Origin of the sequence: Streptomyces sp. NPDC018610, assembly GCF_044391765.1 — a bacterium.
In the GTDB taxonomy this organism is placed as follows: domain Bacteria; phylum Actinomycetota; class Actinomycetes; order Streptomycetales; family Streptomycetaceae; genus Streptomyces.
The window spans coordinates 465,529-477,904 of sequence record NZ_JBISAL010000006.1 but is presented as its reverse complement, the minus strand read 5'-3'; the positions used below and the strand labels follow the sequence as shown (position 1 = coordinate 477,904).

The 12,376-nt window shown below is 73.4% G+C and carries 12 protein-coding genes; 3 read left to right on the top strand and 9 right to left on the bottom strand.

The genetic code is table 11. The features are described from left to right. A partial coding sequence (locus ACH5A8_RS18580; RefSeq protein ID WP_399003175.1) for a hypothetical protein occupies nucleotides 1-219 on the top strand: 219 nt, incomplete at its 5' end. A 131-nt stretch (nucleotides 220-350) separates the two neighbouring features. Here ACH5A8_RS18580 and ACH5A8_RS18575 read toward each other — a convergent pair. Further along, a complete protein-coding gene (locus ACH5A8_RS18575; RefSeq protein ID WP_399003174.1) occupies nucleotides 351-1,358 on the bottom strand; it encodes a stage II sporulation protein M in 1,008 nt (335 codons plus the stop codon). A gap of 130 nt (nucleotides 1,359-1,488) precedes the next feature. On the opposite strand from ACH5A8_RS18575, the gene ACH5A8_RS18570 reads away from it, so the two are divergent. Next, entirely contained in the window at nucleotides 1,489-2,436 is a 948-nt protein-coding gene (locus ACH5A8_RS18570; protein WP_399003172.1) for an RDD family protein, read from the top strand. A 61-nt stretch (nucleotides 2,437-2,497) separates the two neighbouring features. On the opposite strand, the gene ACH5A8_RS18565 is transcribed toward ACH5A8_RS18570, so the two are convergent. The 8 genes from ACH5A8_RS18565 to ACH5A8_RS18530 all read right to left on the bottom strand — a co-directional run bounded on the left by ACH5A8_RS18565 (nucleotide 2,498) and on the right by ACH5A8_RS18530 (nucleotide 11,226). Beyond that, nucleotides 2,498-3,115 (bottom strand): hypothetical protein, encoded by a 618-nt coding sequence (locus ACH5A8_RS18565; protein WP_399003171.1) that lies wholly within the window; start codon nucleotides 3,113-3,115, stop codon nucleotides 2,498-2,500. Nucleotides 3,116-3,307: 192 nt separating this feature from the next. After that, complete coding sequence (ahcY, locus tag ACH5A8_RS18560) at nucleotides 3,308-4,765, bottom strand: adenosylhomocysteinase (RefSeq protein WP_399003169.1); 1,458 nt, start codon at nucleotides 4,763-4,765, stop codon at nucleotides 3,308-3,310. 398 nt (nucleotides 4,766-5,163) lie between these two features. Further along, nucleotides 5,164-6,144, bottom strand: a complete 981-nt coding sequence (locus tag ACH5A8_RS18555) for a cation diffusion facilitator family transporter (RefSeq protein WP_399003167.1) — start codon at nucleotides 6,142-6,144, stop codon at nucleotides 5,164-5,166. A 173-nt stretch (nucleotides 6,145-6,317) separates the two neighbouring features. After that, nucleotides 6,318-7,469: a mannose-6-phosphate isomerase, class I gene (gene manA / locus ACH5A8_RS18550; protein WP_399003165.1), complete on the bottom strand. Its 1,152-nt coding sequence runs from the start codon at nucleotides 7,467-7,469 to the stop codon at nucleotides 6,318-6,320. Nucleotides 7,470-7,743: 274 nt separating this feature from the next. After that, on the bottom strand, nucleotides 7,744-8,871 hold the full coding sequence (locus ACH5A8_RS18545) for an SIS domain-containing protein (RefSeq protein ID WP_399003163.1): 1,128 nt from the start codon (nucleotides 8,869-8,871) through the stop codon (nucleotides 7,744-7,746). A gap of 96 nt (nucleotides 8,872-8,967) precedes the next feature. Further along, on the bottom strand, nucleotides 8,968-9,138 hold the full coding sequence (locus ACH5A8_RS18540) for a Trm112 family protein (protein ID WP_078541071.1): 171 nt from the start codon (nucleotides 9,136-9,138) through the stop codon (nucleotides 8,968-8,970). A 142-nt stretch (nucleotides 9,139-9,280) separates the two neighbouring features. Further along, the gene (locus tag ACH5A8_RS18535; RefSeq protein ID WP_399003161.1) at nucleotides 9,281-10,645 is read right to left on the bottom strand and encodes a phosphomannomutase/phosphoglucomutase; all 1,365 of its coding nucleotides are present in this window, start codon (nucleotides 10,643-10,645) and stop codon (nucleotides 9,281-9,283) included. Nucleotides 10,646-10,800: 155 nt separating this feature from the next. Then, complete coding sequence (locus ACH5A8_RS18530) at nucleotides 10,801-11,226, bottom strand: DUF3499 domain-containing protein (protein WP_399003159.1); 426 nt, start codon at nucleotides 11,224-11,226, stop codon at nucleotides 10,801-10,803. Between the two features lie 632 nt (nucleotides 11,227-11,858). On the opposite strand from ACH5A8_RS18530, the gene ACH5A8_RS18525 reads away from it, so the two are divergent. Beyond that, the gene (locus ACH5A8_RS18525; RefSeq protein WP_399003209.1) at nucleotides 11,859-12,308 is read left to right on the top strand and encodes a metallopeptidase family protein; all 450 of its coding nucleotides are present in this window, start codon (nucleotides 11,859-11,861) and stop codon (nucleotides 12,306-12,308) included. Nucleotides 12,309-12,376: the final 68 nt, after the last annotated feature.

Sequence of the window (12,376 nt, the reverse complement as noted above, 5' to 3'; positions counted from 1 at the left end):
CCCTCTCGGGCTTTCCTCCGGGCGCTTCCCTTCGGTCTTGCGTTTCCGACTCTATCAGATCTTTCCGATCCGATTTCCTCGGTGCTTTCCAGGTTTTCGCTTTCGCGTTTCCCTTTCCGGCGGTTCCGACTTTATCAGAAGTTTCGCGCCGGTCTGACCGGCCGTTGTTTCCGATTCATCGGGGGCTTCTTCGAAATCGATGATTTCAGAAGCGGGTAGATGTTCACTTCGCCCATCTGGACCAGGTCCAGCTCCAGGCAACTGTTCGAATCTACCTCCCCACCCGATCCGTGTCAACGGCTCCGGCGGGGCGAAGAGGACACTAGCAGCTCACGGGCCGTAGACGCACATCACGCCGCCGTCGGCACGTCGGCGCTGCGTTCGGCGGCCGTCAGGTCACCCGTGTCGCCGGCGCGTGCCGCACGACCGCCGAGGGCGTAGACGTAGGTCAGGAAGGCCGCCTCGGCGACGACGCCGATGCCTATGCGGGCCCAGGTGGGCAGGTCGGACGGGGTGACGAAGCCTTCGATGGCGCCGGAGACGAAGAGCACCAGGGCGAGTCCGATCGCCATGCCGACCGCGGCCCGGCCCTCCTCGGCCAGCGCGGTGCGCCGGGCACGGGGCCCGGGGTCGATCAGGGTCCAGCCGAGACGCAGTCCCGTGCCGGCGGCGACGAAGACCGCGGTCAGTTCGAGCAGGCCGTGCGGGAGGACGAGGCCGAGGAAGGTGTCGAGGCGGCCGGCCGAGGACATCAGCCCGATACCGACACCGAGATTGAGCATGTTCTCGAACAGGATCCACAGGACCGGCAGTCCCAGGAAGACGCCGAGGACCAGGCACATGGCGGTGGCCTGCGCGTTGTTCGTCCACACCTGGGCGGCGAAGGCCGTCGCGGGATGGCTCGAGTAGTAGGTCTCGTACTCGCCGCCGGGGCGGGTGAGCCGGCGCAGCTCGTCGGGGGCGGCGATCGTGGCCTGCACCTCCGGGTGCGCGGCGATCCACCAGCCCAGGAGCGCCGCGACGACGGTGGACGCGATCGCTGTGGGCACCCACCAGTGACGCGCCCGGTAGACCGCGGCCGGGAAGCTCTCCAGGAGGAAGCGGGTGACGTCGCGCCACGAGGCCCGGCGGGTTCCCGCGACCGCGCCGCGCGCCCTGGCCACCAGTTGGCTGAGCCGGCCGGTCAGCTGCGGGTCGGGAGCGCTGGACTGGATGAGGGAGAGATGGGTGGCGGTCCGCTGGTAGAGGGCGACGAGTTCGTCGGCCTCCCCGCCGGTGAGGCGACGGCGGCGACGCAGCAGGACGTCGAGGCGGTCCCACTCGGCTCGGTGGGCGGAGACGAAGACGTCCAGGTCCATCGTGTCTGCCTGCTCCTCGGCTGGTTGTTCGACTGCCCGTGGGATGCGTCGGCTTGTCCTACTGCGGCGCGACGGCATTCAGCTTGGCAGACTGGCGGTCCGCGGGGCAGGTCAGGGGAAGGACGGCGGCGTGAGCGAACTGGTCACGGGCGAGGCGGTGGCGCTGGAGCTGCGCCCGGCGAGGCTGCCCAGCAGGGCACTGGCCGTGTTGCTGGATCTTGCCGTCGCCGTGGCGGCCTATGTGGCCGTGTCCGTGGGGGTGCTGGTCGCGGCGGCCTCCCTGGACGACGCGGCGCGTATCGCGCTGTCGATCGCGACCTTCCTCCTCGTGCTGGTGGGCGGCCCGATCGCGGTGGAGACGCTCAGCCACGGCCGCTCGCTCGGCAAGCTGGCGTGCGGGCTGCGGGTGGTGCGCGACGACGGGGGGCCGATCCGGTTCCGGCACGCGCTGGTGCGCGGTGCGATCGGCGTGGTGGAGATCCTGATGACGTTCGGGGTGGTCGCCTGCATCGCGTCGTTCGTGTCGGCGCGGGGCCGTCGGCTGGGCGATGTGTTCGCGGGAACGCTGGTCGTGCGGGAGCGGGTGTCCTCCGGGCAGGCGGCCTTCGTGCCCGAGCCGCCGCCCTGGCTGGCGGGGCGGTTCTCGGCCCTCGACCTGTCGGCGGTTCCCGACGGGCTGTGGCTGGCGGTCCGGCAGTACCTGACGCGGATGCACCAACTGGATCCGCGGGTGGGATGGGGCATGGCGCAACGGCTCGCCACCGACCTCGCCTCCCGTACCGGCACGCCGGCGCCGCCCGGGGTGCCGCCGGCCCTGTACCTGGCGGCGGTGCTGCAGGAGCGGCGGGTCCGGGAGGCCAGGCGGGCCTTCGGGGACGGCGGCCGGGTCCCGCAGGAACCGGCCTCCCCGCAGCAACCGGCCTTCCCGCAGGCACCGGCCTCCCCGCAGGCGCCGACCACGCCGCGGACCGCGGCGGCCCGGCACGCGCCACCCTCCCCCTCGTCACCGTCACCGTCACCGTCGCGGGAGGCGGCGTCGGAGCGGCGGTCCGGCACCGGGTTCGTGCCGCCCGCGTAGCCGGGACGTCGGCCCGGCTGTCCGCGGAGACAGGGGACCGGGCCGCCGGTCCGGCGAGCGGTCAGGGGGCGAAGGGGGACGGCGGGGACCGGAGGTCCTCCAGTTCGACCCAGGGGGCGGCCAGAACCACGTCCCCGGTGAGGTGCACGGTGTGTCTTTCGCCCGTGTCCAGGGCTGTGACCTGGTATTCGTCCACGATCAGGGGGCCGTTGTCAGTGGCGTGTGCTTCTCTTTCCACCAAGGCCCAGGACTGGTCCACGGTGAGGGGGGCGAGGACCGGATCCGTGAAGTCGACGAGACGTACGCGGGTCGCCGCGGCGGAGGGGGTGAGGCGCAGGAGACGGGCGGTGGCGACGAGGAACGCGGGGGACGTGCCGGTGAAGGCGTGGGCGCGCGCATTGCCTTCGGTGGCATGGGTTCCGGTGGGGTCGGTGCGGACCCAGGTGACGCCGTCGAGGGCGGCGCCGCGCACCTGCCAGCCTCCCGCGTGGAGTTCCAGGCGGATGGGACGGCCGAGTTCGTCGAGGGCGAGGTCGACGGAGCCGCGGTGATCGCCCGAGGGGGTGGTCACCTGGGAGACGTAGCGCCAGCCGGAGGGTCCGGGGGCGCACTGGAAGGTCTCCTGCGCGAAAGGGGTGTGATCGTGCGGGTCGAGAAGCGAATAACGGCCGCGGGGCATGGGGGTCCTGGGTTCTGAGGGCGGGGCCTGACCGGTCCTTGGTCGTCGGTCCTGTCCCGGTCACCCGGGGCGAGTCGGTCCGGCGTGCGTGACGGCCGCCGGTCCGGCCTCATGGGGCAGGCCCCCGGCACGGGGGTGCGGGGGCCTGCCTCTGAGGACCTGGGCGAGACGCGGAAGCGGCTCGGCGGCCGGTCAGTAGCGGTAGTGGTCCGCCTTGAACGGGCCGTCGACCTCCACGCCGATGTACGCGGCCTGCTCGGGGCGCAGCTTGGTGAGCTTGACGCCGAGCGCGTCCAGGTGCAGGCGGGCGACCTTCTCGTCGAGGTGCTTGGGCAGCACGTAGACGCCGGTCGGGTACGCGTCGGGCTTGGTGAACAGCTCGATCTGGGCCAGGGTCTGGTCCGCGAAGGAGTTGGACATCACGAACGACGGGTGGCCGGTGGCGTTGCCCAGGTTCAGCAGGCGGCCCTCGGACAGCACGATGATCACCTTGCCGTCCGGGAAGGTCCAGGTGTGGACCTGCGGCTTGACCTCGTCCTTGACGATGCCGGGGATCTTGGCGAGGCCGGCCATGTCGATCTCGTTGTCGAAGTGGCCGATGTTGCCGACGATGGCCTGGTGCTTCATCTTCGCCATGTCGGAGGCGAGAATGATGTCCTTGTTGCCGGTGGTGGTGACGAAGATGTCGGCGGTCTCGACGACCTCGTCCAGGGTGGTGACCTGGTAGCCGTCCATCGCCGCCTGAAGGGCGCAGATCGGGTCGATCTCGGTGATGATCACCCGGGCGCCCTGGCCGCGCAGGGACTCCGCGCAGCCCTTGCCCACGTCGCCGTAGCCGCACACGACGGCGGTCTTGCCGCCGATGAGGACGTCGGTGGCGCGGTTGATGCCGTCGACCAGGGAGTGTCGGCAGCCGTACTTGTTGTCGAACTTCGACTTGGTGACCGCGTCGTTGACGTTGATCGCCGGGAAGAGGAGGGTGCCGTCGCGCTGCATCTCGTACAGGCGGTGGACGCCGGTGGTGGTCTCCTCGGTGACGCCGCGGATCTCGGAGGCCAGCTGGGTCCACTTCTGGGGGTTCTCGCCCAGGGTGCGGGTCAGCAGCTGGAGGATGACGCGGTGCTCGTCGGACTCGGCGGTGTCGACCGAGGGGACCTTGCCGTCCTTCTCGTACTCGACGCCCTTGTGGACGAGGAGGGTGGCGTCACCGCCGTCGTCGAGGATCATGTTCGGGCCGCCGGTGGCGGCGTCGGGCCAGGTCAGCGCCTGCTCGGTGCACCACCAGTACTCCTCCAGCGTCTCGCCCTTCCAGGCGAAGACCGGGACGCCCTGGGGGTTCTCCGGGGTGCCGTTCGGGCCGACGGCGATGGCGGCGGCGGCGTGGTCCTGGGTGGAGAAGATGTTGCAGGACGCCCAGCGGACGCGGGCGCCCAGGGCCACCAGCGTCTCGATGAGGACGGCGGTCTGGACGGTCATGTGCAGGGAGCCGGTGACGCGGGCGCCGGCGAGGGGCTGGGCCTCGGCGTACTCCTTGCGGATCGCCATCAGGCCGGGCATCTCGTGCTCGGCGAGGGTGATCTCCTTGCGGCCGAACTCGGCCAGGGACAGGTCGGCGACCTTGAAGTCCTGTCGGCTGTCGACAGTCGTCATTACGGGCTGCTCCTCGGAGTCTGGGTCGAGGTGGGTACGGCTGACCTGCGCGGCGGCGGACACAGGAGTGCCCAGAGGAGGACACAGGCATGCCCGCGTGCGCGCAGCGCAGTCCGTCGGAGGCCCTCTCTCCCTCGGACGGTCCGTCGTCGGACCGCCCGACCGCCATCAGCAGCGACGTCTGGCTCCGTCCCAAGCTACACCGGCGGGCGGCACGGCCCCCAGTCCGCCTGCGGACGGATCCGGCCGTTCGGGGACGCGGACGGGGCCCGCCGGTGGATCGGCGGGCCCCGTCGGTGATCGTCTTCGGCCGCTGTCGGTGGCCGTGGTGTGCCCGGTGGCGGCCGTCGTCGGGATCGGGTGGTGGCCGCCGTCGGGCTCGGGTGGTGGCCGGGGGCTCAGTGGCCGCCGGTGTGGCGGGTCGGGCCGCCGGGGGTGGCCTCCGGGTCGGGGCCCTTGGCGGCCTCGGCCTCGCTGTAGACGTCCGGTTCGAGGTAGATGACGCGGGCGATGGGGACGGCGGCGCGGATACGGGCTTCGGCGGCGTCGATGGCGGCGGCCACCTCGGCGGCGGTGTCGTCGTGCCGGACGGCGATCTTGGCGGCGACGAGCAGTTCCTCCGGGCCGAGGTGGAGGGTGCGCATGTGGATGACGCGGGTGACGCTGTCCCCGTCGACGGTGGCGGCCTCGATCTGCTGGACCACCTCGACGCCGGCGGCCTCGCCGAGCAGCAGCGACTTGGTCTCGGCGGCCAGGACGAGGGCGATGCCGACCAGCAGGACGCCGATGCAGACGGTGCCGATGCCGTCCCAGACGCCGTCGCCGGTGAGCAGGGCGAGTCCGACGCCGCCGAGGGCGAGGACGAGACCGATGAGCGCGCCGAAGTCCTCCAGGAGGACGACGGGAAGCTCGGGCGCCTTGGCGCGGCGGATGAACTGCCGCCAGGACAGTCTGCCGCGCAGCTGGTTGGACTCCTTGATGGCGGTGCGGAAGGAGAAGCCCTCGGCGCAGATCGCGAAGAGGAGGACGGCCACCGGCCAGTACCAGTTCTCCAGCTCGTGCGGGTGGCTGATCTTCTCGTAGCCCTCGTAGATGGCGAACATGCCGCCGATGGAGAACAGCACGATGGAGACGAGGAAGGCGTAGATGTAGCGCTCGCGGCCGTAGCCGAACGGGTGCTGCGGTGTCGCCTCGCGCTGGGCCTTCTTGCCGCCGATGAGCAGCAGGAACTGGTTGCCGGAGTCGGCGAGCGAGTGCACGCCCTCGGCGAGCATCGACGAGGAGCCGCTGAAGGCGAAGGCCACGAACTTCGATACCGCGATCGCGAGGTTGGCGCCGAGTGCCGCCGCGATCGCCTTGGTGCCGCCTGACGCGCTCATGTGTGCGGGTTTTCCCTTCGCTTTCGTGCGTTGGTGTCCGTGTGCGGGCGTCCCCCCGTGCCGCACCGTCCGTGGCGGTCGCGGGCTTTGCCCGTCCTTTGCCGGTGGGCCATTGTCGCAGCCCGGCTCGGCGGCGGTGCGCCAGGTCGCCGCAACGCCCGCCGCCGGCGCGGTCAGACGACGACCGTGGCCCGGAAGACGGTGCCGGCGCCGGACACTTCGGCCTTCTCGCCGGCCGGGACGAACACGGACCGCCCCGGGGCCAGCCGGTGCTCGCCGGCCTGCACGGCGCCCGCCGTGCAGAGCAGGATCTGCGGGGTGCCGAGGGTGAGGTCGTGGACGGCGGCGCCTTCCGGGAGGACGTAACGGGAGAGGCGGAACTCGTCGATGGGGGTCTCGTAGACCTCCTCGCCGTCCGGGGCGGCCTCGGGGCGCAGGACGCCGGGGTCGCCGGCCTCGAAGCGGACGACGCGCAGGAGTTCGGGCACGTCGACGTGTTTGGGGGTCAGGCCGCAGCGCAGGACGTTGTCGGAGTTGGCCATGATCTCCACGCCCAGGCCGTCGAGGTAGGCGTGCGGGACGCCGGCGCCGAGGAAGAGCGCCTCGCCGGGCTGGAGACGGACGTGGTTGAGGAGCATCGCGGCCAGGACGCCGGGGTCTCCCGGGTAGTGGTGGGCGATGCCGGCGTAGGGGGCGTGGTCGCCGCCGAGGCGGTCGCACGCGGCAGCTGTCTCGTGGACGGTGTGCGCGATCTCGTCGCGGTCGGCGCCGAGGATCGCGGTGAGGACCTCGCGCAGCGCCGCCTCCTCGGGGTGGGCGTGCAGCAGGTCGACGTAGGGCTTGAGGGAGTCCACGCCGAGGGCGGCGAGCAGGTCGGCGGCCTCGGCCGGGGCGCGGAAGCCGCACAGACCGTCGAACTCGGTGAGGGCGCAGATCAGTTCGGGCTTGTGGTTGGCGTCCTTGTAGTTGCGGTGCGGGGCGTCGAGCGGGACGCCCCGGCGCTCCTCGTCGGCGTAACCCGCCTTCGCCTGCTCCAGGTCGGGGTGGACCTGGAGGGAGAGGGGCGCGCCGGCGGCGAGGATCTTGAGCAGGAAGGGCAGGCGCGGGCCGAACTCGGTGACGGTGGCGGCGCCGAGTTCCCGTTCCGGGGCGGCGTCGATGACGTCGGCGAGGGTGCCACGCGCGGTGCGCGAGGGCGCGCCCGGGTGGGCGCCCATCCACATCTCCGCCTGCGGTTCGCCGCTGGGCTGGACGCCGAGCAGCCGCGGGATGGCGGTGGTGGAGCCCCAGGCGTAGGGCCGGATGGTGTTGTCGAGGCGGTCCATGCGCTTCTCTCTGCGTGTTCTTGCCGGGCGTACCGCGTGACGGGGCGGAACGCCGTAGGGGGCGGGTGGGCGGCATCGCCCGGGTGCGGGGCGGGCCGCGCCTGTCGCGGCGGTGGGCGGTCCCGCACGATGGTGGCGGTCCCGCACGACGGTGGGCGGTCCTGCCTGGGGCGCCCGATGGCGCGGTGGGCTTCCCCAGGTCCGTACGGTCCGTACGGCCCTGGGATGTCGTAGGCCCGTGCCCGTGCCGTACCGCGGCCGGGCGGCGGGCGGGTCAGGCGCCGGAGGCGATCGCCAGGTAGACGGCGGTGAAGTCCGTGACGGCGATCAGCTCCGCGAGGGCCTCGATCTCGCCGCCGGGGTCGGGCTCCAGCTCGCTGATCGGCGTGTCGTGGCTGAGGGCCAGGTCACGGGCGGCGGGGGCGGCGGTGAGGCCGCCGAGCGGGCGGTCGCGGAGCAGCACCACGCGCGCGTGCAGGGCGGGTGGCTCGGAGACCCGGTCGCGGAAGAAGTCGTCCGGGTCGGCGCTGGCGGCCAGCGGACCGGCGAGCAGGGCGCCGTGCGCGGCGAGCGCCTCGGGCAGTTCGGCCACGGCCGCGGGGATGCCGGACAGTTCGGCGAGCACGGCGGCGAACCGGCGGCCCGCGGGCCCGGCCGCGGCGCCCTCGGTCCAGATCACCGGCAGCCCGTCGGCGAGTTCGGCGGCGAGGGTCTTGGCCGGGTTGTTGTACGTGGCGATGGCGGGGCCGCAGCGTTCGGCGATGTGGTCGAGACGGTCGGCCGCCGCCTCCAGGGCGTCGGGCGGCGCGGTGAGCAGGCCGATGCGGTCCAGGAGCGCGAGCAGCGGGGTGAGCAGCGCCCACAGCACGCCGGGCGCGGATCCGGCGAGGGGCTCGTCGTGGTCGTAGGGGGCCGTCGCCATCGGGATGAACAGGCCGTGGGCGCCCTCGACGGCCTCGACGAGGGGGGTGCCGGCCGGGGCGACGGCGACGACCGTACAACCGCGGCGGTAGGCCTGCTCGGCGAGAAGACCGAGGCTCGGCTCGGCGCCGTCGGGGGTGGTGATCAGCAGCAGGTCGACGGAGCCGGCCCAGCCGGGCAGTTCCCAGCGCAGCGCGCCGGAGGCCGAGGCGACGCCGGTGGGCGCCAGCCGGGTGACGGGGCTGCCGACGCCGGCGAGGGTCCCGATCAGATCGGCGGCGTGGGTGGCGGCGGAGCCGGGCCCGGCGATGAGGACCGCGCGGGGGCGGCCGTCGGGTTTGAGGTCGGCCACGCCGGCCTCGGCGGCGTGCCGGGCGGCGGTGCGGACGCGGGCGCCGGCCTCGGCGGCGCCGCGGAGCAGTCCGCGGCGGTCGGCGGCGGCGAGCGCCTCCGGGTCGTCGAGCAGCGATTCGTCGAGCATGGGCGGCAGCCTCCGATCGGGCTCCGAGCGCCGGGGCGTCGGGACGGCGAGTCGTCGGGACGGCGGGCCGGCGAAGTCAGGTCGCCGGGCGGCCGGTCAGGCGGGGCGGCGGGCCTCGTCGACCAGCAGGACGGGGATGCCGTCGCGCACGGGGTAGGCGAGGCCGCAGTCCTGGCCGGTGCAGACGAGCTCGGTGTCCTGCTCCTCCAGGGGAGAGTGGCAGGCCGGGCAGGCGAGGATCTCCAGGAGGCCGGCTTCGAGCGGCATGGGGGTTCCCTTCGGGGCGCGGGAGTGCGTGTGCGGTTGTACGGACGTGCCTGGTCAGGGTACCGCCGGTGGGGGGCCGGTGGCGGGGGCGGCCGGAAGCCGGGGCGGGGCCGCCCCCGAGGGGCCCGGTGCGGCGGGGTGATCAGCCCCGGATGATCGCCAGGGCCTCGTCGCGCACCTTGGCCATCGTCGGCTCGTCACGTGCCTCGGCGTTCAGCCGGAGCAGGGGCTCGGTGTTGGAGGGGCGGACGTTGAACCACCAGTCGCCGGCGGTGACGGTGAGGCCGTCGAGTTCGTCCAGGGTGACGTCCGGGCGGCCGGTGTAGGCGGCCCTGATCGCGGCGATGCGGTCCGCCTGGTCGTCGACCGTGGAGTTGATCTCGCCGGAGCCCACGTAGCGGTCGTACCGCGCCACCAGGGCGGACAGGGGGCCGTCCTGGCCGCCGAGGGCCGCGAGGACGTGCAGGGCGGCCAGCATGCCGGTGTCCGCGTTCCAGAAGTCCTTGAAGTAGTAGTGCGCGGAGTGCTCGCCGCCGAAGATCGCGCCGGACCTGGCCATCTCGGCCTTGATGAAGGAGTGGCCGACGCGGGTGCGGACCGGGGTGCCGCCGTTCTCCCGCACCACCTCGGGCACCGACCAGGAGGTGATGAGGTTGTGGATGATCGCGCCCCGGCCGCCGTGCCGGGCCAGTTCGCGGGCGGCGACCAGCGCGGTGATCGCGGACGGGGAGACCGGCTCGCCGCGCTCGTCCACCACGAAGCAGCGGTCGGCGTCCCCGTCGAAGGCGAGCCCGAGGTCGGCTCCCTCCGCGCGGACCCGCTCGCGCAGGTCGACGAGGTTGGCCGGGTCGAGCGGGTTGGCCTCGTGGTTGGGGAAGGTGCCGTCCAGTTCGAAGTACATCGGGACGAGGTCGACGGGCAGGCCGGCGAGGACCGTGGGGACGGTGTGGCCGCCCATGCCGTTGCCCGCGTCGACGACCACCTTCAGGGTGCGGATGGCGGTGACGTCGACGAGGGAGCGCAGATGGGCCGCGTAGTCCTCCAGCGTGTCGCGCCGGGTGACCGTCCCCGTCCGGCCGGCCGGGCGCGGGGCGCCCGACTCGCTCCACTTCTCCACCAGTTCGCGGATCTCGGTCAGGCCGGTGTCCTGGCCGACGGGGGCCGCGCCCGCGCGACACATCTTGATGCCGTTGTACCGGGCCGGGTTGTGCGAGGCCGTGAACATCGCGCCGGGCAGGCCGAGCGCGCCGGAGGCGTAGTACAGCTGGTCCGTCGAGCAGAGCCCGATCTCGGTGACGTCGGCGCCGCACCGGGCCGCGCCGCGCGCGAAGGCGCCGGCCAGGCCGGGCGAGGAGGGCCGCATGTCGTGCCCGGTGACGACGGCGTCCGCGCCGGTCACCCGGACGAAGGCCGCGCCGAACAGTTCGGCCAGCGACTCGTCCCACTGGTCCGGGACCACGCCGCGCACGTCGTACGCCTTCACGAGCTGCGACAGATCAGCAGTCACGGCCGACCCTCCTGAAATCCCAAAGTCCCGATCGGTCACCACAAACTACCCGTCCCGGCCGGTGGGGCCGGTGCACGAGTGCGATGGGAACCGTACGGGGCGGGGTGCGGCACGGGGTGCGGCCGCCTCGACTCGCGCCGCGGCGAACGGTTTTGTCAGTTGTCCGGCGAGCGGAGCACTCGCAGATGGCCGCGCCGCGCGACCTCCATCGGGTCCGCGCCGCGCGTCCCGCCTCCACCGGCCTCGGCCGCGCGCTGCTGGGGCCGGGCGGCCTCGCGCACCGCGTTGGCGAGCGCTTCCAGGTCGTCGCCGCTGGGGCGGGCGGGGGCCGAGCCGTCAAGGAGCCGGACGACCTCCCAGCCGCGCGGGGCGGTGAGGCGCTCGGAGTGTTCGGCGCACAGGTCGTAGCAGTGGGGTTCGGCGTAGGTGGCGAGCGGGCCGAGGACCGCGGTCGAGTCGGCGTAGACGTACGTCAGCGTCGCTACGGCGGGACGGCCGCAAGCGGTGCGCGAACAGCGACGTACAGGGCTCACGACGTTGGACGGTACCGCACTCTTGAGCGGGCCGCGACGACTCTCCACCAGGTCACTCCCCCGTGTCGTCCTGTGAAACACCCCACACACCCACTCTGACACACCTTTCTGACCTGCGCGGACTGCCCGCGACGAGATCTCGGCCACCCCCCGCGGCCGTCACGAGTGGGCACAAACGCCGTCAATCGCCTTGAGACCGACGGTGTTGGAGGGATGCCGGCGGGTTACGGAGTCGAGTCCGGGGCCGTGCGGAACGGCCGTCGGCGGATCCCGCGGATGTCCGGAGGAGCGGGCGCGTGCGGGCGACCGGAGTGCGCGGGGCGGTGGGGGCTCGGCCGGGTGGGGGGCGACCGGGTGGGCGGCGGCCGGGTGGGCGGCGACCGGGTGGGCGACGGTGCGCGTGCTCGTGTGGCCGATGAGGTCCGGGGCGGCCGGGAGGACGACGGGGGCCGACGGGAGCGGGCGGGCGACGGGGCGGTGCGGGTAGGTCGTGCGGGAGCGGGTGGGTGGTGCGGGAGCGGGTGGTGATGCGGGAGCGGGTGGTGGTGCGCTGGGTGATCGCGGGGCCGGGGGCGGGCGGGAGTGGCACCGGGGGCGGGCGGGCGTGGGGATGGCGCGATGGCCGGGATGGCGCGTGCGGCCGGGCACGGAGCGTCGGCGAGGACTACCCTTCAGCGGTGATGGACAACCGTGTACCGCCCCGTGCCGCAGGCCCCGGGCCCCGACGACGTGATCGCCACGGTCGGGGCATGCGCGGCCCGATCGCACCGCCCCAGGTGCCGCTCGCGGCGAGCCGCGCCGAGGTGTTCGCGGACCTGGTGCAGGACTCCGTGGACCGGCTGGAGCGGCGGTGGCCGCAACTGGCCGAGGTCGACTTCGTGGTGCTGGAGGTGCCGCGCCCGGACGGGCCGGAGCAGGCCTGGAGCGACGAGCCGGTCCCGCTCGGGACCACGGTCGCCGCGCAGGACGGGCGCCGGGGGCAGGTGATCGTCTACCGGCGGCCGGTGGAGATCCGCAGCAAGGGCCGCGACGAGCGGGCGGCGCTGGTGCACGAGATCGTGGTCGAGCAGGTGGCGGACCTGCTGGGGCTGACGCCGGAGACGGTGGACCCCCGGTACGGCGAGGACTGAGGCCGGGGAGGCCCGACACCGGGGCGCGTCCGGGACAGGTCGGGCCCCGGTCGGGGCCGGTGCGGGTC

Bases quoted from the DNA above. Each gene is read 5' to 3' on its own strand.
- ACH5A8_RS18575 (WP_399003174.1), bottom strand. From the start codon at position 1,358: ATGGACCTGGACGTCTTCGTCTCCGCCCACCGAGCCGAGTGGGACCGC.
- ACH5A8_RS18565 (WP_399003171.1), bottom strand. From the start codon at position 3,115: ATGCCCCGCGGCCGTTATTCGCTTCTCGACCCGCACGATCACACCCCT.
- ahcY (WP_399003169.1), bottom strand. From the start codon at position 4,765: ATGACGACTGTCGACAGCCGACAGGACTTCAAGGTCGCCGACCTGTCC.
- ACH5A8_RS18555 (WP_399003167.1), bottom strand. From the start codon at position 6,144: ATGAGCGCGTCAGGCGGCACCAAGGCGATCGCGGCGGCACTCGGCGCC.
- manA (WP_399003165.1), bottom strand. From the start codon at position 7,469: ATGGACCGCCTCGACAACACCATCCGGCCCTACGCCTGGGGCTCCACC.
- ACH5A8_RS18545 (WP_399003163.1), bottom strand. From the start codon at position 8,871: ATGCTCGACGAATCGCTGCTCGACGACCCGGAGGCGCTCGCCGCCGCC.
- ACH5A8_RS18540 (WP_078541071.1), bottom strand. From the start codon at position 9,138: ATGCCGCTCGAAGCCGGCCTCCTGGAGATCCTCGCCTGCCCGGCCTGC.
- ACH5A8_RS18525 (WP_399003209.1), top strand. From the start codon at position 11,859: ATGGACAACCGTGTACCGCCCCGTGCCGCAGGCCCCGGGCCCCGACGA.